The organism is Streptomyces sp. NPDC001508 (genome assembly GCF_040298665.1).
In the GTDB taxonomy this organism is placed as follows: Bacteria; Actinomycetota; Actinomycetes; order Streptomycetales; family Streptomycetaceae; genus Streptomyces.
Genome location: NZ_JBEPAP010000006.1, coordinates 19,165 through 42,348, shown reverse-complemented (window position 1 = coordinate 42,348; position 23,184 = coordinate 19,165). Strand labels below are relative to the sequence as shown.

Here is a 23,184-nt window from a genome sequence, read left to right as displayed (position 1 = left end):
TCCCGGCCTGGGGATGCTGCGCCGCACCCCCGCCAGAACCATCGTGCCACCAACGGGGCCGGGCTATGCGGCGCGTGACACATCGTCGGCCACGCCCCAGCCCCGGTGTGCGGCCCGCACAGCAATTCGAGGGTGCGCCCGCACGGGCCTCAACCGGTAAATACGGAAGCCGGTTTCACGGTCCACACATCACGTTTGCAGGTAATTCGAATTGCCGCCACCCATCGGCACGGAGACGACCTTATGCACCAATGAGTCCGGATGAATCGGTACATTGAGGGCGATCTACTGCCGTCGATGTGCTCATCATCACGCCTCCGAGAGGGGCGAGTTCGGCAAATCCGCGGGTACCCGAAGCCGTTAAGCAGGAAACAACAAGGGAGTTTTACGAAAACCCACGGAGAAGGCTAAGGTGCCTCAGATGTTTGATGCCGCCTCGTCCCCCGGCCAGAACCGAAGGTCACTCCCGCCGGCGCCGTCGCCGCGGGACGCAGTACCCGACGCACACACCCCGCAGGCGAGACCGGGCAAGCAGCGCGACGCCTTCTTCGACAACGCCAAGTACCTGGCGATCCTCCTCGTCGCCATCGGGCACGCCTGGGAGCCGCTGAAGGGCGACAGCCGGGTGCTCCAGGGCGCGTACATGGTCGTGTACGCCTTCCACATGCCGGCGTTCATCATCATCTCCGGCTTCTTCTCGCGCAGTTTCGACATGCGGCCGGACCGGCTCAAGCGGCTGTTGACCGGCGTCGCCGTGCCGTACATCGTCTTCGAGACGGCGTACCCGCTCTTCAAGCGGTACGTCGACCACTCCCCCGAGCAGGAGATCAGCCTGCTGGATCCCTGGTATCTGACCTGGTTCCTGTGCGCGCTGTTCATCTGGCGGCTGACGACGCCGATCTGGAAGGCGATCCGCCGGCCGCTGCCCGTGGCGTTCGCCATCGCGATGCTGGCGACCGTCTCCCCCAGCATCGGCGACGACCTCGATCTGCAGCGGGTCCTGCAGTTCCTGCCGTACTTCGTGCTCGGGCTGTGCATGAAGCCGGAGCACTTCCAGCTGGTGCGCCGCCGTTCGGTACGGTTCGCCGCGGTGCCGGTGTTCGCGGCGGCGCTCGCCTTCGGCTGGTGGGCGGTGCCGCGGGTGAACGCCGCGTGGTTCTACCACCGGGACTCGGCGCAGGAGTTGGGCGTGCCGTGGTGGTGCGGGCCGCTGATGGTGCTCGCCATGTTCGGCTGCTCGCTGCTGCTGACCGTCTGCTTCTTCGCGTTGGTGCCCCGCCGCAAGACGTGGTTCACCGCGCTCGGTGCGGGCACGCTGTACGGCTATCTGCTGCACGGCTTCGTGGTGAAGTTCGCCGACTACCGGGGCTGGTTGGACCATGGCTGGCTGCATCGGCCGGTCGGTGAGGTGCTGGTGAGCGTGCTGGCGGGGGGGCGCCGTCACAGTGCTGTGCACCCGGCCCGTGCAGCGGGTGTTCCGCTTCGCGGTGGAGCCGAGGATGGACTGGGCGTTCCGGGCGGAGGCGGCGTCCGCCACGCGGGAGGGCGCGGCGCGGGAGCGGGGACGGGACAAGGTCCCGGCGTAGAGCGCCGTTTGGGTGCGCGGGAGCGGGTGGAGTGCCTGCGGGGTGCTTTGCGGGCGCGGGGTGCGTTGTGGCTGGGCCAGTCATTGGGGCGTCGGCGGCGGGCGCGCGGCAGCGGCCGGGGGTGCGGGTCCTGCGCCGGTGCCGGGCCCGGTGGTGGCTGGTCTCGTCCGCGCGGCGGAGCCGCATATGGAAACAGCCCCACGCCCCCACAAGGGACATTGCAGCTCGGCCAGTTGACTGGGGCGCCGGCGGCGGGCGCGCGGCAGCAGCCTGGGGCTGCGGGTCCTGCGCCGGTGCCGGGGCGGTGGTGGCTGGCCACGCCCGCGCGGCGGAGCCGCATATCGATACAGCCCCGCGCCCTCATAGGGGCGTTGCAGCTCGGCCAGGCACTGGGCGCGGGTGGCTCGGGTCAGTGGGGGGAAAGGGCTGTGGGGCCCTCTCGGCAGATCAGGAGCAGGGCTCGGTCGTCGTTGACGTCCTTGGCCACCGCTTCGATCAGGTGCCAGGCCGCGCCCTGGAAGCCGTCGGCCACATAGCGGTCGGCCTCGCCGGTGAGCCGGTCCATGCCCTCGGCGATGTCCCGGTCCGAGGTCTCCACCAAACCGTCCGTGAACAGCATCAACACGTCCCCCGGGCGGAGCGAACCCTTCACGGGGTCGAACTGGGCACCGTCGTACACACCGAGCAGCGGCCCCTCGGCGGTCTTCTCCTCCCAGCGCCCGCTGCCCGCACTGAGCTGCAGGCCCGGCGGATGACCTGCCGAGTACAGCTCGTAGTCGCCGGAGTCGAGGTCCAGGACCAGATGGATCGAGGTGGCAAAGCCCTCGTCCCAGTCCTGGCGGAGCAGATAGCCGTTGGCGGCCGGCAGGAAGGCGTGCGGGGGCAGCGAGCCCAGCAGGCCGCCGAACGCGCCGGACAGCAGCAGCGCCCGCGACCCCGCGTCCATGCCCTTGCCGGACACGTCCGTGAGGACGGCCTCCAGCGTGCGCCCGCCGTTCGTGCGGGCCGCGACGACGAAGTCACCGGAGAAGGACTGGCCGCCGGCGGGCCGCAGCGCCATCTCCCGGTGCCAGCCCCGCGGCAGCTTCGGCAGCTTGCTCTGCACACGGATCCGCTCGCGCAGGTCGAACAGCATGGTGCCGCCGCGCCGCCAGGGCACTCCCACCCGGCTGCGGAACTGGGCGGTGAGCAGCCCGAAGAAACCGCAGGCCGCGACCACGAGGACCACGCCGGGGGTGACCCGGGACGGGCCTTCGGTGTACGGGCCGAGCCGGACCGACTCCACGATCAGCGCCGTGGCCGCCGCCGCGTACAGCCCGAGCAGGCTCGCCGGGCGCAGCAGCAGCCCGCCCGCGACGATCGGCAGCACCAGGGCGCCCGGGGAGAACCACACCGAGTTGGCGAGTGTCATGGCCGCGAGCACCGGGACGGTCAGCAGCAGGCCGGCCAGCGCGATCCAGTCGGAGCCGTCGCCGCGGAAGTAGTCCACGGCGCTTCGGCGCAGGCCGACGCGGGCCCGGTGCCACTGCATCCGCCACCGGGCCGTGAAGGTCTCGGCCTTCCCGCGCCGCTCTCGTCCTGCTGCCATCAGTTCGGGACCCTATCCATCGGACCGGCCCCATGACACGGGAGGTCCTGCTTGTCCCCCGTCCGAGGCCCAACTTCACAGTGAACTTCATGGAACGCCGTCCCGCTGCCGCCTGGGGGAAATTCATTCGCTCGTCCCTCGGCGCACTGATACGCATGGTCCATGGCGACTGACCTTGCACAGGGTGACCGTGGGATCGAGCTGCGGGCGGCGCGGCGCGACGAGTTGGACGAGTGGTACGGCAATCTGGTCCGGGCCTTCGGCGGCGTGCCCACAGCGGCCGAGGAGCGTCAGCTGGACCTGGAGCTGACCGAGCCGGAGCGCACCATCGGCGCCTGGGACGGTGACGCCTGCGTGGGAACGGCCGGGGCGTTCGACTTCCGGCTGACCGTGCCCGGCGGGGCGCCGGTGCGGGCCGCGGGCGTCACCATGGTCAGCGTGGCCGCCACCCACCGGCGGCGCGGGGTGCTCACGTCGATGATGCGGCGCCAGTTGGACGACGTACGGTCCTGGGGCCTGCCGCTGGCGGTGCTGACGGCGTCGGAGCCGGCCATCTACGGACGGTTCGGGTACGGCGCCGCCACGTTCCAGGCCCATGCGGAGATCGACACCGGCCGGGTACGGCTCGCGGTGCCGCCCGGCACCGACGACATACGGCTGAGGTACGCCGCGCCGGCCGACGTGCTCGACGCGTGCGAGGCGCTGTACGCCCGGCAGGTGCCGCTGCGCCCCGGGATGGTGGCGCGGCTGCCGGGCTGGGAGCGGGTCGCGCTGCTCGACCCGGAGAGCGAACGCAACGGTGCGTCACCGTTGCAGTGCGTGGTGGCCGAGCGGGACGGGGAACTGGTCGGTTACGCGCGGTTCCGGGTCAAGCCGGACTGGGACCATGGCGGGGCCAAGGGCACGGTGGTGCTGGAGGACCTGGAGGCGGTGGACCCGGCGGCGCAGGCGGCGGTGTGGCGGTTCCTGTTCGACATCGACCTGACCTCGACGCTGCTGGCGCGGGGGCGCCCGGTGGACGAGGCGTGGCAGTACCTGGTGTCGGACATCCGGCGCTGCCAGGTGCGGCTGCGGGACTCGCTGTATGTGCGGCTGGTGGACGTGGGGGCGGCGCTTGAGGCGCGGACGTACCAGGCGCCAGTGGACGTGGTGTTCGCGGTCGAGGACGCCTTCTGCCCCTGGAACGCGGGGCGTTGGCGGCTGACCGGGGACGCGAAGGGCGCGGCGTGCTCGCGCACCGAGGAGCCGGCCGAACTGGCGCTGTCGGTGCGGGAGTTGGGGGCCGTGTATCTGGGTGGGGTGCCGCTGACGTCGCTGGCGGCGGCCGGGCGGGTACGGGAGTTGCGCCAGGGCGCGCTGATGGAGGCCGCGGTGGCCTTCGCCTCACCGATCGCCCCCTGGCTGCCCCACGGCTTCTGAAACCCCCGCCCCAGCGCCTGGGACGCCTGCCGGTGGGGCGGGGGCGTGGCCGTCAGGTGGGTTGGCAGGTGGGGCACCAGAAGAGGTTGCGGGCGGCCAGGGGGGCGGTGCGGATCGCGGTGTCGCAGATGTGGCACGGCTGGGCGGCCCGGCGGTAGACGTACACCTCGCCGCCGTGGTCGTCGACGCGCGGCGTGCGGCCCATCGCCTCGGGGGTGTGCTCGGGGCGTACGGTGTCGATGCGGTTGTGCCGGACGCCCTCGCGCATGAGTGCGACGAGATCGGCCCAGATCGCGTCCCATTCGGCGGGGGTGAGGTCCCGCCCCGCGCGGTAGGGGTCGATGCCGTGCCGGAACAGGACCTCGGCGCGGTAGACGTTGCCGACGCCCGCGATGACCTTCTGGTCCATGAGGAGGGCGGCGATCGTCGTTCGGCTGCGCCGGATGCGGGCGTAGGCGGCGGCCGGGTCGGCGCCGTCGCGCAGCGGGTCGGGGCCGAGGCGCGCGTGGATCGCCCGCTTCTCGGCGTCGGTGATCAGGGCGCAGGTGGTGGGGCCGCGCAGATCGACGTACGAGGTGGCGTTGGCGAGGCGCAGCCGGACCGTGTCGGTGGGCGGCGGCGCGGGGGCGTCGCCGAAGGTGACCTTGCCGAACAGGCCCAGATGGATGTGCACCCAGTCGGCGCCGCGGAAGCCCAGGAAGAGATGTTTTCCGTGGGCTTCCGTGCGGGTCAGCTCCGCCCCGTCGAGCAGGGCGGCGGCGTCCGAGAACTTGCCCTGGGGGCTGCTCACGCGCGTGGGCAGGCCCTGGAAGCGGCCGGCGTAGTCCTGCGCCAGCCGGTGGATGGTGTGCCCCTCCGGCACGGTGTGGCGTCCTCTCCCTCGCCCCGGGCCCGCGCCCGGGGTGGCTCAGTCCTGTTGGGGGTGGTGGGCCGGGATGGGGGGCAGGGCGCCCGTCGTCTCGTAGTCCGACAGCATGTCGATGCGGCGGATGTGCCGCTCGTCACCGGAGAACGGGGTGGTGAGGAAGGTCTCGACGAACTTCGTCGCGTCCTCCTGCGAGTGCATGCGCGCGCCGACGGCCACGACGTTGGCGTTGTTGTGCTGCCGGCCCAGGGAGGCGGTCTCCTCGCTCCAGGCGAGGGCCGCGCGCACGCCCTTGACCTTGTTCGCGGCGATCTGCTCGCCGTTCCCGGAGCCGCCGATCACGATGCCGAGGGAGTCGGGGTCGGCGGCCGTCCGCTGCGCGGCGCGGAGGCAGAAGGGCGGGTAGTCGTCCTGGGCGTCGTAGATGTGGGGGCCGCAGTCGACGGGGTCGTGGCCCGCCTTCTTGAGCCATTCGACGAGGTGGTTCTTGAGTTCGAAGCCCGCATGGTCCGAGCCGAGATACACGCGCATGGCAAGCAGTGTGGCATGGGGTCGCACGGGCGGCAGCTTCGGGTTCCGGCCCACGCCCGGCGCAAAGGAATCCCCCCATGACTTCGCAGCCGACCCGCCCCGCGACTTCGCAGCCGACCCGCCCCACGGCCGCAGACTCCGGCACCACCGGGCCTGCTGGCCGTCCTCGGGGTGCTGGCCGGTGTGGACAGCGACCGGGCGGGGTTCGGCAATCTCACCGACCACGGCGGCTTCCTGCCCCCGGGAGGAGCAGGGCTCGTACGTCGCCGCGCGTGAGGCGCCCAAGCGGCTGGTCAAGCGGCCGGACGACCGTACTGCTGTCGCGCTGGTCGCGGCGACGTCGCGGTGGTACGGACAGGGTGCAGGTCGGCTGACCCGGGCGCCGGCACGCTCGTCCGACGCCGGGGTACGGCGGCCGGCGCCGTTGTGGTCAGCGCCTGTTGACGAACGTCCAGGTGGTGGGGAGGACGCCCATGGCCAGGGCCGCCTTCAGGGCGTCGCCGACCAGGAACGGGGTGAGCCCGGCGGCGATGGCGGCCGACGCGGACATGCCGGTGGCGAGGGCCAGATAGGGGACGCCGATGGCGTAGATGATCGCCTCGCCGAGGATCATCGTGCCCGCGGTACGCAGCACCGAGCGGTCGGCGCCGCGGCGGGCCAGCGCGCCCACGGCGGCGGCGGCCAGCAGCATGCCGAAGACGTACCCGAGGGACGGGGCGGCCGTCCCCGAGGCGCCCTCCGCGAACCACGGCACCCCGGCGATGCCGGCGAGCGCGTACAAGGCGAGGGACAGGAAGCCGCGGCCGGCGCCGAGCGTGGTGCCGACGAGCAGGGCGGCGAAGGTCTGGCCGGTCACCGGGACCGGGGAGCCGGGCACGGGCACCGAGAGCTGGGCCGCGAGGCCGGTGAGCGCGGCTCCGCCGAGCACGAGGGCGACGTCACGCACGCGGGACGAGGGCAGCAGGTCGGCGAGGACGGCGCCGGAACGGGCGTCGGCGGTGGCGGTGCTCATGGGGACTCCGCAGGTGTGGGCAGCCGGGGACACCGCGACGCTATACCGCCTGGTCGGGCCGTTCACCGTCGGCGCTCGACAAAGGCGGGTCCCGAGCGCTGGTCGGCTCCATACAAAGCGTGCGGGTTACACCCGGTGCGAGGTGAGAACGGTCACCGGGGGTGTGATGCCTGGCTCACGCCGGCCCCTCCGGCCGGCGCACGGTCCCGTTCGTCGGCCCCGTTCACGCACCCGCGCGGCCTTTTTGTTGCTAGCGTGTAGTTGCAAGCTCTTCGCAATAAGCCTTCGGACCCTACGGCGCACTCCCGGGTCGTCCCGCCTCGTGATCGTCTTCTCACCCTTCATGCGGCGGGCAAAATGAGGGACCGGCCCCGCGCGGACGTGACGCGCGGGGCCGGTCCTGTTCGTGTACCGGATCGGGGGATTGACGGTCGCCCGGTGCCGTCGGACCCTCGGGGGACACCTCACGGGTCCCGGGGGAGGGCGGGGAGCAGACATGGAGTTCAAGCGGTGCCCGAGCTGTGCTGGGCCGCTCCAGGCGTTCCGTCCGCTCACCGAGGAGGAGAAGACGTTCGTACGGAGGGAGAAACCGGACTTCGCGCCCGGGGCCTACGTCCGCTGCACCCGGGAGGGCTGCCGTCGCTACCAGCGCAGCTTCAACTGGCAGGACGGCGGCTACTTCCCCGCTCCGCAGCCGGACTGACTCACCGGAGCCGGACCGACTCAGAGGTTGCTGAAGTCGGGGCCCCTGGTGCGGGTCCGCTTGATCTCGTAGAAGCCGGGCAGGGAGGCGACGGCAAGGGTGCCGTCCCACAGCCTGAGCGCCTCCTCGCCCTTGGGGACGGGGGTCACCACGGGCCCGAAGAAGGCGATCTGCTCGCCGTCGGGACCGGGTACGGCGATGATCGGGGTGCCCACCTCCTGGCCGACCTTGTCGATGCCCTCCTTGTGGGAGGCGCGCAACTCGGTGTCGTAGGTGTCCTTGTCGGCGTACTCGATCAGGTCGGCGGGCAGGTCCGCGTCGGCGAGGGCGGCGGCGATGCTGTCGCGGCCGGCCCCCAGACCCTCGTTGTGGAAGCGGGTGCCGAAGGCGGTGTACAGCCTGCCGACGGCCTCGTCGCCGTGCAGCTGCTGGGCGGCGACGGCCACCCGGACCGGGCCCCACGCCCTGCCGCCGGGGCGCATGTTCTCGGCGTACTCCTCGGGCAGTTCGTCCAGCCTGTTCTCGTTCAGCACCGCCAGGCTCATCACATGCCAGCGGACCTCTATGTCCCGCGCCTTCGCCACCTCCAGCACCCAGCGGGAGGTCATCCAGGCCCAGGGGCACAACGGATCGAACCAGAAGTCGACGGGGGTCTTCTCTGCCATGTCACTCCTCGGGAGAACGCTTTTAGCGGGGCAACGCGTCGGTTCGTCGCCTCATTCCCCTACTGACCCCGGTCAGGGGCGCATGGCAGGATCGGTCCTGTTCGGCACCGGCCGAACCCCGCCCCACCGCATCAACGAGGGAGTGCCGCCCGTGCCCGGTGAGAATCTGTCCCGCGACGAGGCCCGGGAGCGGGCCGCCCTGCTGTCCGTCGACGGGTACGAGGTGTCCCTGGACGTGCGGTCGGCCGTCGGCGAGGGGGCCGGGGACGGTGCGCCGCGCACCTTCCGCTCGGTCACCACGATCCGCTTCCGCTGCAACGAGCCCGGCGCGTCCAGCTTCGCGGACCTGATCGCGCCGAGCGTGACCGCGCTCTCGCTCAACGGCAGGGACCTCGACCCCAGCGAGGTCTTCGACGGCTCCCGGATCGTGCTGGAGGAGCTGGCCGCCGAGAACGAGCTGGTGGTGGACGCGCAGTGCGCCTACTCCCGGACCGGCGAGGGCCTGCACCGCTTCGTCGACCCGGAGGACGGCGAGGTGTATCTGTACACGCAGTACGAGCCGGCCGACTCCCGCCGCGTCTTCGCGAACTTCGAGCAGCCCGACCTCAAGGCCCCGTTCCGCTTCGAGGTGCGGGCGCCGGAAGGCTGGACGGTGTGGAGCAACGGGGCCGGTGAACGTGCCGACGGTGTCTGGCGGTTCGCCGAGACCAAGCCCATCTCGACGTACATCACCTGCGTGGTGGCGGGCCCCTACCACTATGTGACCGACTCCTACGAGCGGACCTTCGAGGACGGTACGCGGCTGGAGATCCCGCTGGGCGCGATGTGCCGCAAGGGCCTCGCCCCGCACTTCGACGCGGACGACGTCTTCCTGGTCACCCGGCAGGGCCTGGACTTCTTCCACGACCACTTCGACTACCCGTACCCGTTCGGGAAGTACGACCAGGCGTTCGTGCCCGAGTACAACCTGGGCGCGATGGAGAACCCGGGCCTGGTGACCTTCCGCGAGGAGTACATCTTCCGCGGCAAGGTGACACAGGCGTCCTACGAGGCGCGCGCCAACGTCATCCTGCACGAGATGGCGCACATGTGGTTCGGCGACCTGGTCACCATGCAGTGGTGGGACGACCTGTGGCTCAAGGAGTCGTTCGCGGACTTCATGGGCACGTACGCGAACGTCGGCGCGACCCGTTTCACCAACGCCTGGATCACCTTCGCCAACCGCCGCAAGGCCTGGGCGTACCGGGCCGACCAGTTGCCCTCCACGCATCCGGTCACCGCGGACATCCGCGACTTGCAGGACGCCAAGCTCAACTTCGACGGCATCACGTACGCCAAGGGCGCCTCGGTGCTCAAGCAGCTCGTCGCGTACGTCGGCGAGGACGCTTTCCTCGAGGGGGCCCGGCGCTACTTCAAGCGGAACGCGTACGGCAACACCCGGCTCGGCGACCTGCTGTCGGTGCTGGAGGAGACCAGCGGCCGGGACATGGCGGCCTGGGCGCGGTCCTGGCTGCAGACGGCCGGGGTGAACACGCTGACCCCGCAGGTGCTGCTGGACGCCGAGGGCCGGGTGAGCGAACTGGCCGTGCTCCAGGAGGCACCCGAGGCGCATCCCCGGCTGCGTCCGCACCGGGTGGCGGTGGGCCTGTACCGCCGTACCCCGGCCGGGGACCTGGAGCGGTACGCGCGCGTGGCGACGGACGTCGACGGCCCGCGCACCGTCGTGGCCGAGCTGGCCGGCGCCGCCGCCCCCGAGCTGGTGCTGGCCAACGACGACGATCTGACGTACTGCAAGACGCGGCTCGACACCACGTCGCTGGCCACGCTCCGGGACCGGCTGGGCGCGCTGACGGACCCGCTGGCCCGCGCCCAGTGCTGGTCGGCGCTGTGGAACGTGACCCGGGACGCGCTGCTGCCGGCCCGGGACTTCGTCGAGCTGGTGCTGCGCTTCGCGGGCCGCGAGAGCGAGATCGGTGTGCTGCAGATGCTGCACGCGTGGACGAACTCGGCGCTGGTCCACTACGCGGCGCCCGAGTGGCGGGCCACGGGCGAGCGGCTGGTCGCCGACGGCGCCCTCCACGAGCTGCGGCGGGCTGAGCCGGGCAGCGAGCACCAGCTGGCCTGGGCGCGGTTCTTCGCGTCGGTGGCGTCGAGCGAGGCGGACCTCGGGCTGCTGCGGGAGCTGCTGGAGGGCACCACGAAGATCGACGGACTTGAGGTGGACCAGGAGCTGCGCTGGGCGTTCCTGGAGCCGCTCGCCGCCCATGGGGCCGCCGACGAGGCCGTGCTCGCGGCGGAGCTGGCCCGCGACGACACGGCGTCCGGCAAGCGGCACCAGGTCCGCTGTCTGGCCGCCCGGCCCTCGGCCGCGGTCAAGGCGCAGGCGTGGGCACAGGTGGTGGAGTCTCAGGTGCTGTCCAACGCGCTGGTCGAGGCGACCATCGCGGGGTTCGCGCAGCCCTCGCAGCGGGAGCTGACGGCGCCGTACGCGGAGCAGTACTTCGCGGTGATCGAGCGGGTGTGGCGGGAGCGGTCGATCCAGATCGGCATGGACGTGGTCAGGGGCCTGTTCCCGGCCTACCAGGACTCGCCGGGGACGCTGGCGGCCGCGGACGGGTGGCTGGAGTACCACCGGGAGGCGGCTCCCGCGCTGCGCCGGCTGGTGCTGGAGGCGCGGGACGACCTGGCGCGGGCGCTGCGCGGGCAGGCCCACGACGCCGCCAGCTCTGGCCAATGATCGGTCCGTCCGTGACCGTTACGGAATTCGGTCAACAGCAGCCGTAACCCCTGGACCGCACCCGAACGGACCAGGGGTTTTCGGGGTCTACTCGGCATCCGAACATCCGTCCTTTAGTGCCGCCTTGTCCGTATTTGTCGACGAGCGTGTAACAGCGGTTACAAGGCGGTCCGGTGGCGGGAATCCGGAGATCATGACCCACAACACCCCGCTCTCCCCCCGCCCCCTCCACCACCTCAGCGACATCCACCGCCGGGTGCTGACCGCGGCACAGCTGCGCAAGCACGGCGTCCCGGCGGCCGAGCTGACCGAGCGGTGCCGCCCCGGCGGCCCCTGGCGGCAACTGCTGCCGGGCGTGGTCCTGTTGCGCTCCGGGCCACCCACGAGCGAGGAGCGCCTGCACGCCACGCTGCTGTACGCGGCCCGCGTCCCGGGTACGGGCGTGCCGCCGCAGCCCAGCCCGGAAGGGCCGCACGGCCCCGTGTACGCCGAGGCGATGATCACCGGGCTGGCCGCGCTGACCCTGCACGGCTTCGCCTCGGCTCCCCCGCTGCCGGCCCTGGACCGCATCGACGTGCTGGTCCCGCGCGCCCGGCGGCTGCGCTCCACGGACGCGGTGCGCATCGTCCGTACGCCGGTCATGCCCGCCCCGCAGCAGGTGACCGGCCTGCCGGTGGCGCCGGTGCCGCGGGCCGTGGCGGACGCGGTCGCGGATCTCGCGGAGGCGCGCGAGGTGCGTCCGCTGCTGTCCGAGGCGGTCCGCGCCGGCCACTGCGAGCCGACCGCCGTGGTCCGCGAACTGCACCAGGCCAGGCTGCTCGGCCGGCCGCATGTGGTGGACGCGGTGGACTCGCTGCTGGCCGAGGGCAGGGCCCTCGCCGAGGACCGCCTGTACCGGATGGTGCGGGAGAACGGCCTGCCGGACCCGGTGTGGAACGTGGATCTGCGGCTGCCCGGCGGCCCGCACCTCGGCGGTCTGGACGCCTACTGGCCCGACGAGGCGGTGGCGGTGGAGCTGGACACCCGGGCCGCGCGCCAGGACGAGGACGCGCTCTGGTCGGAGTACGCGCGCAAGCGCGAGCACTTGGAGCGCCTCGGCATCACGGTCGTGCACATCTCCCCGAGGAAGCTCCGGGAGTCGCTTGAGCAGCAGGCGGCGGTGGTCCGCACCGCGCTGACGGCGTCCGGCGACCGCCCCCCGGCCGCCCATGTCCTCGTCCTGCCCCGGTGATCGGGCGCAGCGAAGTCCGCTGGGGTTCGGCAGCGCCCGAGGGGCCGCGGGGCCGTGGCGACCTGCGGCTCCGCCGCGCGGGCGGACCGGCCCCGCTGCTGCCGCGGCCGGCCGACGGCCCCTTACGACACCGCCGAAACGGCGGCTAACAGAATTCGCCCTCCAGCACCGCCTCCATGTTCCCGGCCCAGTCCCCGTTGAAGTTGACCGCCAGCGCGTGCCGGCCGTCGGCCGTCGTCACCGCCGAGGAACCGGAGCCGTGGATGCCCCCGTCGTGCCCCCAGACATGGACGCCGCAGGACAGGGTGCGGTCCATGAGGCCGAGACCGTAGCCCGCGTTCGGCGTGCCGACGGCCTCGACCGTCGTCTTCATCTCCTTCAACTGCCGTGCGGGCAGCAGGTCGCCGCGCAGCAGCGCCCGATAGAACCGGATCAGGTCCGACGAGTCGGAGATCATCTCGCCCGCGGAGGACGCGATGGACGGGTTCAGCCTCGTGACGTCGTACGAGGGGCCCGTCGTGGTCTGCGCGAGCTTCGAGTAGGCGCGGCTGCTGGGCCGCGGGAGACTGACCCGGGTGCCCGGCACCGAGGTGCCCGTGAGCTTCAGCGGGCGGACGATCCGCCGGTCGATCTCCTCGGCGTAGGGGCGGCCCGTCACCCGCTCGATCACCATGCCCGCCAGGATGTAGTTGGTGTTCGAGTAGTTCCAGGACGTGCCCGGCGCGAAGTCCGGCCGGTGGCCCATGGCGATCGCCACCAGCTCGCTCGGGGCCAGGGTGTCGTAACGGTGCCGGAAGAAGCCGTCCTTGAGGAAGTAGGTGCGGCCGAACGCCTCGTCGGCCGTGTAGTCGTAGATGCCGCTGGTGTGGTTCAGGAGCATGCGCAGGGTGATCCCGCGGCCGTCGTGGCCGTGGCCGCGCACCACCCCGGGCAGCCAGGTGTCCACCGGGTCGTCCAGCGACACCCGGCCCTCGGCCTCCAGTTGGAGCAGGACGGTGGCGACGAAGGTCTTGGTGATGCTGCCGACGCGGTAGCGGTCGGCGGCGGAGCGCGGGGCGCCGGTGCGGGTGTCGCCGACGCCGGCCGTCGCCGACCAGGTGCCGTGGGCGTCCCGGACCCCCGCGGTGACGCCGGGTACGCCGTCGGCGACCGCGGCCTCGATGGCCCGTCGGGTGGCCGCGTGGCCGTCGGCTCCCTGGGCGGGCCCGGCCGCAAGCGCCGGTCCCGCGAGCGCCGACGACAGCACCACGACCGTCGCTCCCACCACTGCCGTACGTACGGACATGTCGTTCCCCCTACCTGCTGGGCTCGTTGAGCTGGGTCGCGGGGAGGGACACCGAGGCGGTGGGGGAGGTTGCCTCGCCGTGGGCCGGTTGAGCGCGTTTTGGCCCTTGTGGCTCAGCCCTTCTTCAGCACCAGCTCCGTGTTGCGGTCGGCCGCGGAGCCCGCGAGCGTCCTGTTGGCGCCGGGTGCGTTGAAGGACAGTTCACGATAGAGGGTGGCCAGGCCGGTCTGGGACAGGTCCGTGTAGTCGGACCGGGGCGGTGCGGCGGACTCGACGAGCGTGGTGAACAGCGACAGCGTGCCGTCCTTGTTGTCCACCAGCTCGATCACCCGGGCGAGTTGGGGGTGGTCGACGTGCGAGGCGGTGGAGATCTCCCAGAAGGAGCGGCGGCCGGCGGCGGCGTGCGGGGTGATGACGTTGCGGTGGATGTGCCCGTTCACCCAGGCCAGCACGTTGGCGTGGCGCGTGAGGACGGAGACGACCGCGGCGCCGTCGTGCCGGCGCTCGCCGGGGCGGGCCGGATCGGGGCGGGCGTTGTCCATCGAGCCGCTGGTGTGGTGGCTGAAGACGATCGCGTACGCGTCCTCGTGGTCCCGCAGGGTCTTGTCCAGCCAGTTCAACTGGGCGGTGCCGATGGAGCCTTCGTAGTGGCCGCCCGGGTCGGTGGTGTCCAGGCTGATGCCGATCACGTCGTCGGTGATGCGGAACGCGTAGTACTGGGTGCCGGCGTCCACGTTGGCCGAGGAGTACCCGTGGCCGACCGGCCCGGATCCGGTGTGCGCCGGGTCGAGATGGGCCTTGAGGTACTCGGCCGGGGTGTACGGGGCGCGCTTCTCGTCGGGCGTGACGGACCGCAGGTCGCGCGCGTGCGCCTTGAGCAGGTCCCGCAAGCCCGCGCCGTGCGGGTCGCTGGCGTTCTTGATGGTGTCCTGGAGTTTCTTCGCCTCGGCCGCGTCCAGGCTCATCAGCTTCTTGCCGCCGACCGCGTACTCGGTGAGATAGGGGTCGCCGTGGGAGCCGTAGCAGCCGAGCGGCAGGGAGTCGTGGTTGCCGACCGTGGAGTACCAGGGCAGGTTCAGGCCGGGGCTGCGGACCTCGCGGACCGCGGCCGCCAGATAGCCCTCCAGCCGCGGGAATCCGAACGTCTTGTCCCGGTCGCGGAGCACCGAGTCGGGCTGCCAGAACATCTTGAGGCCGCTGTTCTGGACGCCTTCGTAGTGCCGCGGATCACCGGAGTTCGGGGTGATGGTGCCGCCGCTCATGACCTTCATGAACCACTCCAGTTCGGAGTGGGCGTTGTTGTCGGTGTTGTCGCCGGTGGTCATGACGCAGTGCAGCGGCGACCCGGTGACCGGCGCGCCGCGCAGCGCGTTGACCCGCTCGACCAGCGAGACGGCACCCGGCACGGTCAGCGCCTCGTGCGGGCGCCAGGCGTGCGGGTCGGTGGAGCGCAGGAACTCCAGCCGCAGCGGGTGCTGGACGTCCATCAGATGCAGATCGGTGAGCTGCACGAACGCGGCGAGCGGGGTGCGTCGGCCCGCGCGGCCGGACTTGGGCGCGGCCAGTTCGTCGCGCACCACCCGCGGCCAGCCGGGCCCGTCGCCGAGCCGCCGGTAGCCGGAGCCGCCCCGGGGGGCGGCGACGGAGTCCACGGTGGTGCCCCTGGTGTAGGGGGCGAGCGGCGGCGCGGGCGCCTTCCGGGACGAGGCGAGGGGCGCCTCGGAGGCGGTGGCGGCCTGGCTGTCGGTGGGGCGCAGGGCGTAGCCGACGCCCGCGGACAGGGACACCGCTCCGACGGCGGCGAGGACGGTACGGCGGTTGACCCCCAGAGCGGAGGTGGCGACAGAGCGTGTGCGCGACATGGCGCGATCTCCCCGGGTGCGAACGCGTCGGCAGTGGCCGCGGGCGATCGCCATTGCGAACGTCCCGCTCACTCTGGATCGTTGGCACCTGGGGTGACCTGCGCGTGAACGAGGCGGCAACGTGCGGCGCCGATCACCGTACGTGGATCACGGCGTACGGTGCGCGGTCATACGGCGGACCGCGGGCGGCCGGGGGCCGGTCACTCCGGGTTCATCTGCGGGGGTAGGGGACGGCCACCGGACGCCGCCTGGGGCCGTCCCGCGGCCGGGCGTTCGCGCCACAGCCGCAGCGCGGCGTCGACCAGCGGCACCCGGTTCAGGCCGGCCACCGCGGACAGGTCCTGCCAGGCGGCCAGATCGGTGGAGCCGTTGACCTCGTTGCGCAGTTCGCCGCCGGTGATCCGGCCCTCGTAGACGAGCCGTACGCCGTGGTGGTCGACGGTGCGGCCGAAGCGGCCCGGCACAGTCCGGCGCAGCGAGTCCACGCCGAGCAGTGCGGTCACCTCGACGTGATAGCCGGTCTCCTCGCACACCTCGCGGCGCACCGTGTCGTAGGGGTCCTCGCCGTGCTCCATGCCGCCGCCGGGCAGCACCCACTCGGGCGGTCCCGCGGGGGCGGGCGAGCGGGCGAGCAGGATCTGTCCGTCGCGGACGCACACGGCGTAGGCCGCCACCCGAAGTCCCTTGCGCACGAACCGACGTTAGCCGTGACACCCCCGGTCCGGGAACGGGGCGACGGGCCGGGCGACGGGGCGACGGCACACCGCCACCGCAGGCGTCAACGATGTCGGAACAATCAGCGAAAGACCACCCTTTGGACATCTAAGTCCCCCGTGACGTATGGCGGATGTACGCCATACGTCCCCCACGCCGCAGTCAACTCTCCCCAAACTTCTCACCTTTGGGTCAAGCTGAGCGATCGTCCGGCACCGAGATCCGGACTGCCGTGCTCAACGTTCCTTATACACACAAGGGATGCCGATGACCCTCTCCCCCAAGAGCGACCCGATACCGAGCGCGAGACGCGTGGCCCGCATCGCCGTGGCCGCGGGCCTGGTGGCCGCGCTCTGCGCGGTCGGCCCGATACCCCTGGCCGTCGCCGCGACCACCACCGCGCCGACGGCCGCCCCCGGCGTCAAACCCGCCCACGACAAGCTGGGTTCGGACGACGCCGACCTGCTCGCCGAGGCCAAGGCGGCCGGCGAGAAGAACGTCACCATGATGATCGCGACCGCGCCCGGCCGGACCGCGCAGGTCGCCGAGCAGCTGGACGCGGTCAAGGGCGGCTCCGTCGGCCGCACCTACGACCGGCTGGGCTACGTCCGTGCCACCGTCCCGACCGGCAGGGCGGACGCGGCCATCGCCGCCGCCGCCAAGCTCTCCTCGGTGCACGCCATCGACCTGCGCCAGGAGATCCCGCTCGACGACCCGACGCCGAGCGCGGACACCGCCGAGGGCGCCAAGTCCGGCGCCACGGCGAGGACCTACCCGGCACCGGGCAGGAACACCCCGGCGAAGAACCCGTACAACCCGTCCTTCGAGACGGGCGCCGTCGACTTCGTGAAGAACAACCCGAAGGCGGACGGCCGCGGCGTCACCATCGGCATCCTCGACTCCGGCGTCGACCTCGGCCACCCGGCGCTGCAGAAGACCACCACCGGCGAGCGGAAGATCGTCGACTGGGTGACGGCCACCGACCCGATCGTCGACGACGACCAGACCTGGCGTCCGATGGTGTCGGCGGTCTCCGGGCCGTCGTTCGCCTACAACGGCCAGAACTGGCAGGCCCCGGCGGGCTCCTACCAGGTCAGCGTCTTCAAGGAGTCCGCCACCGCGGACGGCGACGCGGCCGGCGACGCCAACCGGGACGGCGACACCACCGACTCCTGGGGCGTGCTCTACGACCCCGCGGCGGGCACCGTCCGGGTCGACCTGAACAACAACAACGACTTCGGCGACGACACCCCGATGAAGCCGTACAAGGACGGCTACCAGGTCGGCTACTTCGGCGCCGACGACCCGAAGACCGACGTGGTCGAGCGGCAGCCGTTCGTCGTGCAGATCCGCAAGGACGTGCCGATGGACCCCTACGGCGGGTCCTGGGTCGGCAAGAAGGCCGACTTCGTCAACATCGGCGTCATCGAGTCGGAGCACGGCACGCACGTCGCCGGCATCACCTCCGCCAACGGCCTGTTCGGCGGGAAGATGAACGGCGCCGCACCCGGCGCGAAGATCGTCTCCTCCCGTGCCTGCACCTGGGGCGGCGGCTGCACCAACGTCGCGCTCACCGAGGGCATGATCGACCTCGTGGCCGACCGCGGCGTCGACATCGTCAATATGTCGATCGGCGGCCTTCCGACGCTCAACGACGGCAACAACGCGCGCGCCGAGTTGTACACGCGGCTCATCGACACCTACGGCGTGCAGCTCGTCATCTCCGCGGGCAACTCGGGACCCGGCGCCAACACGATCGGCGACCCGGGCCTGGCCGACAAGGTGATCTCGGTCGGCGCAAGCGTCTCCAAGGAGACCTGGGCCGCCGACTACGGCTCCCGGGTGGAGAAGAAGTACGCGATGATGCCCTTCTCCTCCCGCGGACCGCGCGAGGACGGCGGCTTCACCCCGACCCTGACCGCGCCCGGCGCCGCGATCAACACCACCCAGACCTGGCTGCCCGGCGGCCCGGTCGCCGAGGCGGGCTACTCCCTGCCGGCCGGCTACTCGATGCTCCAGGGCACCTCGATGGCCTCCCCGCAGGCGGCCGGCGCGAGCGCCCTGCTGCTGAGCGCCGCGAAGCAGCGGCACATCGACCTCACCCCGGCAAAGCTGCGCACCGCCCTGACCTCGACCGCCGACCACATCAAGGGTGTGCAGGCGTACGAGGAGGGCGCGGGCCTGATCAACATCGTCGACGCGTGGAAGTCCATCAAGAAGGACGCGAACGCACACGCCTACACGGTCAAGGCGCCGGTCGACACCGCGATCGACTTCGCGCTGAAGACGCCGGGCTTCGGCACCGGCCTGTACGACCGCGAGGGCGGGCTGAAGGCCGGGCAGAAGAAGACGTACGACGTCACGATCACCCGTACCTCCGGCGCGGACAAGGCGCTCCGGCACAAGCTGCGCTTCGAGAACAACGCCGCCGGCACCTTCCGGATCGTCGGCTCCGACGAGGTGAAGCTGCCGCTGAACAAGCCGGTGACCGTCAAGGTGCAGGCCGCCCCGGGGTCCGCGGGCCTCAAGAGCGCGATCCTGGAGGTCGACGACCCGAAGACCGAGGGCGTCGACAGGCAGATCCTCACCACGGTCGTGGTCGCGGCGCCGGTCCACCACACCTACTCCGCGTCGGGTTCGGTGCAGCGCAACAGCACACGGTCGTACTTCCTGACGGTCCCCGAGGGCGCCAAGTCCCTGGAGGTCGCGATCGGCGGGCTGAAGGACAAGAGCCAGACCCGGTTCATCTCCGTCCACCCGTACGGCGTTCCGCTCGACAACACCTCGACGCCGTACTGCTACAACAACTACCTGGACGGCAACGGCTGCCGGCCCGACGTGCGCTCGTACGCCGACCCGCAGGCCGGGGTCTGGGAGGTCGAGGTCGAGTCGCGCCGCACCTCGCCGCTGCTCGACAACCCGTACAAGCTGGACGTCGCCGTCCTCGGCGCGGCCTTCGACCCGGCGACCGTGACCGTGCCCGAGGCGAAGGTCGGCGTCCCGGCCACCGCCTCCTGGAAGGTCACCAACCAGTTCGCCGCCCTGGACGGCAAGCTGGTCGGCGGTCCGCTCGGCTCCGCGAAGTCCGACCGGCCCGCCATCAAGGAGGGCGAGAGCGCGATCACCGAGGTGACCGTGCCGGAGGGTGCCCAGTCCCTGGACGTCGCCATCGGCAATGTCTCCGACACCGCCGCCGACCTGGACCTGACCGTGTACGACGCGAACGGCAACCAGGTCGCCAAGTCCGCGGACGGCGACTCGGAGGAGGCGGTCTCCATTCCCGAACCGGCCGCGGGCACCTACACCGTCGAGGTCGACGGCTACTCGGTGCCGGCCGGCTCCACCGACTACGACTACCGGGATGTGTTCTTCGCCGCCACGCTCGGCACCGTCACGGTCGACGGGTCGACGCCGGTGAAGCTCGGCACGGGCGCCTCGGCCACGATGTCCGGACAGGTCACGGCCGCCGCGCCGGCCCCGGAGGGGCGCGAACTCTTCGGCCGGGTGCAGCTGGTGAACGCGCGCGGCACGGTCGCGGGCTCGGGCAGTGTGCAGATCGGGAAGGTCACTCCGTGACGTCATGACGTCGTAGGCACTGTGTCACGGTGCCTACGGTGAGCTGGGGGCGGGCGGCCCGGCGGGCGCCCGCCCCTTCGCCGTGTCTCACGGGCACCCGGCGACGGGCGTGGCCGCCAGGCCCCGTTCGACGCTCGTGCGTTGCTCCGCGATCTCCCGCCCGTCCGTCACCCACAGGTCGGGGGCGTCGGCGCCGCGCGGCACGGCCAGCAGGACATGCTCGCCCGGGCGCGGCGCGACGGCCTCGTCCGTCACCACGGTGACCTGGGTCTTGCCACGCTCGGGCCGGTAGTAGCGGGTCACGCGCAGGGTGACCCGCTGCGACCCGGTGCCGGGCACCGTCTCGACGTCGACGACATCGCCCTCGACCACGAGCCGGGCGCACACCGCCGGGTACGCCGAGCCGCTGTCGGACCGGCTGTCGGAACCGCTCTCGGCCTTGGCCGCGCTGTCGCCGGCGCCCGCCGACAGGCCGGTGTCGGACCGGGTCAGCAGCCAGCCCAGGCCGGCCAGGACGGTCACCACGCAGGCCAGGGCCAGGGCGCCGAAGGCGAGCGCCGGGAAGCGGCGCCGGGGACGCTCGGGCCGCGCAGTGCGCCGCGGCGCGGGAGTCCCGGCCGGGGCGGGCGCCGCGAGGGCGTCCCCGATGATCCTCAACTGCTGTCGCAGCAGCGCGACATCGGCCTGTGCGGCGCGGTGCTCGGCGGCGGCCCGGGGGTCCGTCCCGGCCATGTCCGGGTCCGCCTCCCCGGTGATCGCGGCCAGCAGCGCGTCGGTGCCGTCGTACGGATCGTGCTCGGCGGTCACGTCACACCACCTCGTCCTCGTGCAGGCGGGCGCGCAGGGCCCGGACCGCCGTGTGCAGCCTGCTCTTGACCGTGCCCTCGGGGATGCCGAGTTCCCGGGCGATCCCGCGCACCGGAAGATCGGCGTAGAACCGCAGGACGAGGACCTGACGCTGGGCGTCGGGCAGATCGTCCAGGCCCTGGGCGACGGCGAGGGAGAGCAGGCTGGTCTCCTCGCCGGAGGGGTGGTCCGCCTGCCGGAGCGAGGCCAGCCGTTCCCCGAGCCGTTCCTGGCGGCGTTTGGCCCGATGCCAGTCCATGGCCAGATTGGAGGCCACGACCGCCGCCCACGCGGACACGTCGCGCGGCGCCTCCTCGCCCTTCGCGGCCCGCTCCAGCAGCCGCAGGCGTACCTGCTGCACCCCGTCCGGCAGGTCCGCCTGCGGTACGCCGCCCAGTGCCAGCACCGCCCGCACCCGCCGTTCCTGGGCCGCGTCCAGCGGATCGTCGCCCCGGCCGGCGATCGGCTCCGGGCCGCGCCGGGCCCTTCTGCGCAGCACAAGCCACCCCCTCACCACGTTTCTCCTACGACGCCACGGTCGGCCGGAACGTTCGGGGGATTCTCCGGGCGGGTGGAGGCGTACGTCACACCGCCGTGTGGCGGGGTCGGCAGCGGGCAGCCGGGAGGCAGCACAGCTTGCGGCGCAACGGCATCCACGGGGGAATTTCTCCAGCTCAACGGGGGTGTGGACGGGACACACCGGGTCGGCGGCCGGGCGCGCTCGGCCCGGTCGTCGGCCGCGCCCGGCAAAGAAGTGGACACGCGGACCGGGCCGGGCCGCATGATGGAAAGGCCGCCGCCGGGCCGTGCCGGCGGGCAGCGCCCGCAGCACACAGGCGGAACACAACGGAACACCACGGAACACGCGGACAGCGCACACGTAGAGGGAGTCGCCGTGAGGGTCGGAATCGTCGGAGCCACCGGGCAGGTCGGCACGGTCATGCGCAGGATCCTCACCGAACGGAACTTTCCGGTGGACGAACTGCGTCTGTTCGCCTCCGCCCGTTCCGCCGGCACGGTCCTCGACGGCGTGCCCGTGGAGGACGCGGCGACCGCCGACTACACCGGCCTGGACATCGTCCTGTTCTCGGCGGGCGGCGCCACCTCCCGGGCGCTGGCCGAGAAGGTCGCCGCCCAGGGCGCCGTCGTGATCGACAACTCCTCGGCCTGGCGGCGGGATCCGGACGTACCCCTGGTGGTCTCCGAGGTGAACCCGCACGCGGTCGCGGACCGCCCCAAGGGCATCATCGCCAACCCGAACTGCACGACGATGGCCGCGATGCCGGTCCTCAAGCCGCTGCACCGGGAGGCGGGCCTGGAGGCGCTGGTCGTCGCCACCTACCAGGCGGTCTCCGGCTCGGGCCTCGCGGGCGTGGCGGAGCTGCACGGGCAGGCCCAGAAGGTGGTGGCCGAGGCGGACCGGCTCACCCACGACGGCTCGGCCGTCGTCTTCCCGGAACCGCAGGTCTACAAGCGGCCCATCGCCTTCAATGTGCTGCCCCTCGCGGGCAACCTCGTCGACGACGGACTGAACGAGACCGACGAGGAGCAGAAGCTGCGCCACGAGTCCCGCAAGATCCTGGAGATCCCCGGCCTGAAGGTCTCCGGCACCTGTGTGCGCGTCCCGGTCTTCTCCGGCCACTCCCTCCAGGTCAACGCGCGCTTCGCGCGTCCGCTGTCCCCGGAGCGTGCCACGGAGCTGCTCGCCGAGGCGCCGGGCGTGGTCCTCACCGACATCCCGACCCCGCTCCAGGCGGCCGGCCAGGACCCGTCGTACGTCGGCCGCATCCGCCGCGACGAGACGGTGGACAACGGCCTGGCCCTGTTCCTCTCCAACGACAATCTGCGCAAGGGCGCGGCCCTGAACGCCGTCCAGATCGCGGAACTCGTCGCGGCCGAACTGACGGCCTGACCCCGCACGAGGGTGCGCCCACCCAGTGGGCGCACCCTCGCGTGGTTCACAGGGCGAGGTGCCTGCGCAGGGCCACGTCGATCTCCGCCATGTGCTGCCGGGGCACCGATCCGATCGGCCGTAGCAGCCGGTCCGGGGCGAGCGCACGCACCTGCTCGCACTGCGCCTTGGAGTCCTTGGGAAGACCGCATTCGTCGGCGGGAAGCAGCACCTGGAACGGATACACGCGAGCCGTGTTCGACGTCAGAGGAACCAGCGTGATGACGCCACGGCCCGTTCGTTCGACCGCCGCGTTGGCGCCGTCGTTCGAGACGATCACGGCGGGACGACCCTTGTTCGCCTTGCTGCCCCGTGCCGGCTCGTAGTCGACCAGGTAGATGTCACCGCGCTTCATCGCTCAGCCCGTCCCCCGAGAACCGGTCCCAGAACTCCGCGTCCTCGCTGCCGTCCCACTCGGCGAACGCCTCCGCGTACTGTTCCTCGAGCTGTGCCTGCTTCAGCAGCTCGATGGCGGCGTGGATCACGGCCGAACGGGACTCCGCGTCGGTGCGGGCCGCGTACTCGTCGACGAAGGCGACATCCTCCTGCGGCAGGCTCACACTGATCTTCATACCATCACGGTAGTGGGGTATGACCAAGGCGGCTACCCGAC

Annotated in this window: 18 protein-coding genes and 1 pseudogene; 7 read left to right on the top strand and 12 right to left on the bottom strand. The window is 72.0% G+C overall.

What is annotated here, in order from left to right; all coding sequences use genetic code 11:
• Nucleotides 1–421: 421 nt before the first annotated feature.
• A pseudogene (locus tag ABT245_RS08225) lies at nucleotides 422–1,586 on the top strand (acyltransferase family protein).
• Nucleotides 1,587–1,995: 409 nt separating this feature from the next.
• Here the strand turns inward: ABT245_RS08225 and ABT245_RS08220 are convergent.
• On the bottom strand, nucleotides 1,996–3,174 hold the full coding sequence (locus ABT245_RS08220; RefSeq protein ID WP_351730309.1) for a SpoIIE family protein phosphatase: 1,179 nt from the start codon (nucleotides 3,172–3,174) through the stop codon (nucleotides 1,996–1,998).
• A gap of 162 nt (nucleotides 3,175–3,336) precedes the next feature.
• On the opposite strand from ABT245_RS08220, the gene ABT245_RS08215 reads away from it, so the two are divergent.
• The gene (locus ABT245_RS08215) at nucleotides 3,337–4,593 is read left to right on the top strand and encodes a GNAT family N-acetyltransferase (protein WP_351730306.1); all 1,257 of its coding nucleotides are present in this window, start codon (nucleotides 3,337–3,339) and stop codon (nucleotides 4,591–4,593) included.
• Between the two features lie 52 nt (nucleotides 4,594–4,645).
• Here the strand turns inward: ABT245_RS08215 and ABT245_RS08210 are convergent, their stop codons facing one another.
• From ABT245_RS08210 to ABT245_RS08200, 3 genes are all read right to left on the bottom strand, one after another.
• Nucleotides 4,646–5,455: an Fpg/Nei family DNA glycosylase gene (locus ABT245_RS08210; protein ID WP_351730304.1), complete on the bottom strand. Its 810-nt coding sequence runs from the start codon at nucleotides 5,453–5,455 to the stop codon at nucleotides 4,646–4,648.
• Nucleotides 5,456–5,500: 45 nt separating this feature from the next.
• Nucleotides 5,501–5,989: a ribose-5-phosphate isomerase gene (locus ABT245_RS08205; protein ID WP_351730302.1), complete on the bottom strand. Its 489-nt coding sequence runs from the start codon at nucleotides 5,987–5,989 to the stop codon at nucleotides 5,501–5,503.
• A 430-nt stretch (nucleotides 5,990–6,419) separates the two neighbouring features.
• A complete protein-coding gene (locus ABT245_RS08200) occupies nucleotides 6,420–7,001 on the bottom strand; it encodes a biotin transporter BioY (protein ID WP_351730299.1) in 582 nt (193 codons plus the stop codon).
• Between the two features lie 496 nt (nucleotides 7,002–7,497).
• Here ABT245_RS08200 and ABT245_RS08195 point away from each other — a divergent pair, with 496 nt between their 5' ends.
• Nucleotides 7,498–7,704, top strand: coding sequence for a hypothetical protein (locus ABT245_RS08195; RefSeq protein WP_351730297.1), 207 nt, complete (start codon nucleotides 7,498–7,500; stop codon nucleotides 7,702–7,704).
• A 20-nt stretch (nucleotides 7,705–7,724) separates the two neighbouring features.
• Here ABT245_RS08195 and ABT245_RS08190 read toward each other — a convergent pair whose 3' ends face one another.
• Complete coding sequence (locus ABT245_RS08190; RefSeq protein WP_351730294.1) at nucleotides 7,725–8,369, bottom strand: mycothiol-dependent nitroreductase Rv2466c family protein; 645 nt, start codon at nucleotides 8,367–8,369, stop codon at nucleotides 7,725–7,727.
• 151 nt (nucleotides 8,370–8,520) lie between these two features.
• Here ABT245_RS08190 and pepN point away from each other — a divergent pair, with 151 nt between their 5' ends.
• On the top strand, nucleotides 8,521–11,106 hold the full coding sequence (pepN, locus tag ABT245_RS08185; RefSeq protein WP_351730686.1) for an aminopeptidase N: 2,586 nt from the start codon (nucleotides 8,521–8,523) through the stop codon (nucleotides 11,104–11,106).
• A gap of 193 nt (nucleotides 11,107–11,299) precedes the next feature.
• The gene (locus ABT245_RS08180) at nucleotides 11,300–12,337 is read left to right on the top strand and encodes a hypothetical protein (protein ID WP_351730291.1); all 1,038 of its coding nucleotides are present in this window, start codon (nucleotides 11,300–11,302) and stop codon (nucleotides 12,335–12,337) included.
• Between the two features lie 145 nt (nucleotides 12,338–12,482).
• Here ABT245_RS08180 and ABT245_RS08175 read toward each other — a convergent pair whose 3' ends face one another.
• From ABT245_RS08175 to ABT245_RS08165, 3 genes are all read right to left on the bottom strand, one after another.
• Nucleotides 12,483–13,622: a serine hydrolase domain-containing protein gene (locus tag ABT245_RS08175; protein ID WP_351730288.1), complete on the bottom strand. Its 1,140-nt coding sequence runs from the start codon at nucleotides 13,620–13,622 to the stop codon at nucleotides 12,483–12,485.
• Nucleotides 13,623–13,735: 113 nt separating this feature from the next.
• A complete protein-coding gene (locus tag ABT245_RS08170; RefSeq protein ID WP_351730285.1) occupies nucleotides 13,736–15,484 on the bottom strand; it encodes a TIGR03767 family metallophosphoesterase in 1,749 nt (582 codons plus the stop codon).
• 200 nt (nucleotides 15,485–15,684) lie between these two features.
• Nucleotides 15,685–16,176, bottom strand: a complete 492-nt coding sequence (locus ABT245_RS08165; RefSeq protein WP_351730283.1) for an NUDIX hydrolase — start codon at nucleotides 16,174–16,176, stop codon at nucleotides 15,685–15,687.
• Nucleotides 16,177–16,465: 289 nt separating this feature from the next.
• Between ABT245_RS08165 and ABT245_RS08160 the strand changes: the two genes are divergently transcribed.
• Nucleotides 16,466–19,774 carry a S8 family serine peptidase gene (locus tag ABT245_RS08160; RefSeq protein WP_351730281.1) on the top strand — a complete coding sequence of 1,103 codons (3,309 nt, stop codon included), beginning with the start codon at nucleotides 16,466–16,468 and terminating at the stop codon, nucleotides 19,772–19,774.
• 87 nt (nucleotides 19,775–19,861) lie between these two features.
• Here the strand turns inward: ABT245_RS08160 and ABT245_RS08155 are convergent, their stop codons facing one another.
• A complete protein-coding gene (locus tag ABT245_RS08155; protein WP_351730278.1) occupies nucleotides 19,862–20,581 on the bottom strand; it encodes a hypothetical protein in 720 nt (239 codons plus the stop codon).
• Nucleotide 20,582: 1 nt separating this feature from the next.
• Nucleotides 20,583–21,119, bottom strand: a complete 537-nt coding sequence (locus ABT245_RS08150; RefSeq protein WP_351730683.1) for a sigma-70 family RNA polymerase sigma factor — start codon at nucleotides 21,117–21,119, stop codon at nucleotides 20,583–20,585.
• A 396-nt stretch (nucleotides 21,120–21,515) separates the two neighbouring features.
• On the opposite strand from ABT245_RS08150, the gene ABT245_RS08145 reads away from it, so the two are divergent.
• Nucleotides 21,516–22,532, top strand: a complete 1,017-nt coding sequence (locus tag ABT245_RS08145) for an aspartate-semialdehyde dehydrogenase (protein WP_351730276.1) — start codon at nucleotides 21,516–21,518, stop codon at nucleotides 22,530–22,532.
• A 46-nt stretch (nucleotides 22,533–22,578) separates the two neighbouring features.
• Here ABT245_RS08145 and ABT245_RS08140 read toward each other — a convergent pair whose 3' ends face one another.
• On the bottom strand, nucleotides 22,579–22,926 hold the full coding sequence (locus ABT245_RS08140; RefSeq protein ID WP_351730273.1) for a type II toxin-antitoxin system PemK/MazF family toxin: 348 nt from the start codon (nucleotides 22,924–22,926) through the stop codon (nucleotides 22,579–22,581).
• Nucleotides 22,913–23,143 (bottom strand): ribbon-helix-helix domain-containing protein, encoded by a 231-nt coding sequence (locus tag ABT245_RS08135; RefSeq protein ID WP_351730271.1) that lies wholly within the window; start codon nucleotides 23,141–23,143, stop codon nucleotides 22,913–22,915. The genes ABT245_RS08140 and ABT245_RS08135 overlap by 14 nt, the downstream gene beginning before the upstream one ends.
• Nucleotides 23,144–23,184: the final 41 nt, after the last annotated feature.

What these genes read in the sequence shown, in the direction of transcription:
- ABT245_RS08220 (WP_351730309.1), bottom strand. Translation starts at nt 3,174, where the DNA reads ATGGCAGCAGGACGAGAGCGGCGCGGGAAGGCCGAGACCTTCACGGCC.
- ABT245_RS08215 (WP_351730306.1), top strand. Translation starts at nt 3,337, where the DNA reads ATGGCGACTGACCTTGCACAGGGTGACCGTGGGATCGAGCTGCGGGCG.
- ABT245_RS08205 (WP_351730302.1), bottom strand. Translation starts at nt 5,989, where the DNA reads ATGCGCGTGTATCTCGGCTCGGACCATGCGGGCTTCGAACTCAAGAAC.
- ABT245_RS08200 (WP_351730299.1), bottom strand. Translation starts at nt 7,001, where the DNA reads ATGAGCACCGCCACCGCCGACGCCCGTTCCGGCGCCGTCCTCGCCGAC.
- ABT245_RS08195 (WP_351730297.1), top strand. Translation starts at nt 7,498, where the DNA reads ATGGAGTTCAAGCGGTGCCCGAGCTGTGCTGGGCCGCTCCAGGCGTTC.
- ABT245_RS08190 (WP_351730294.1), bottom strand. Translation starts at nt 8,369, where the DNA reads ATGGCAGAGAAGACCCCCGTCGACTTCTGGTTCGATCCGTTGTGCCCC.
- ABT245_RS08180 (WP_351730291.1), top strand. Translation starts at nt 11,300, where the DNA reads ATGACCCACAACACCCCGCTCTCCCCCCGCCCCCTCCACCACCTCAGC.
- ABT245_RS08175 (WP_351730288.1), bottom strand. Translation starts at nt 13,622, where the DNA reads ATGTCCGTACGTACGGCAGTGGTGGGAGCGACGGTCGTGGTGCTGTCG.
- ABT245_RS08170 (WP_351730285.1), bottom strand. Translation starts at nt 15,484, where the DNA reads ATGTCGCGCACACGCTCTGTCGCCACCTCCGCTCTGGGGGTCAACCGC.
- ABT245_RS08160 (WP_351730281.1), top strand. Translation starts at nt 16,466, where the DNA reads ATGACCCTCTCCCCCAAGAGCGACCCGATACCGAGCGCGAGACGCGTG.
- ABT245_RS08140 (WP_351730273.1), bottom strand. Translation starts at nt 22,926, where the DNA reads ATGAAGCGCGGTGACATCTACCTGGTCGACTACGAGCCGGCACGGGGC.
- ABT245_RS08135 (WP_351730271.1), bottom strand. Translation starts at nt 23,143, where the DNA reads ATGAAGATCAGTGTGAGCCTGCCGCAGGAGGATGTCGCCTTCGTCGAC.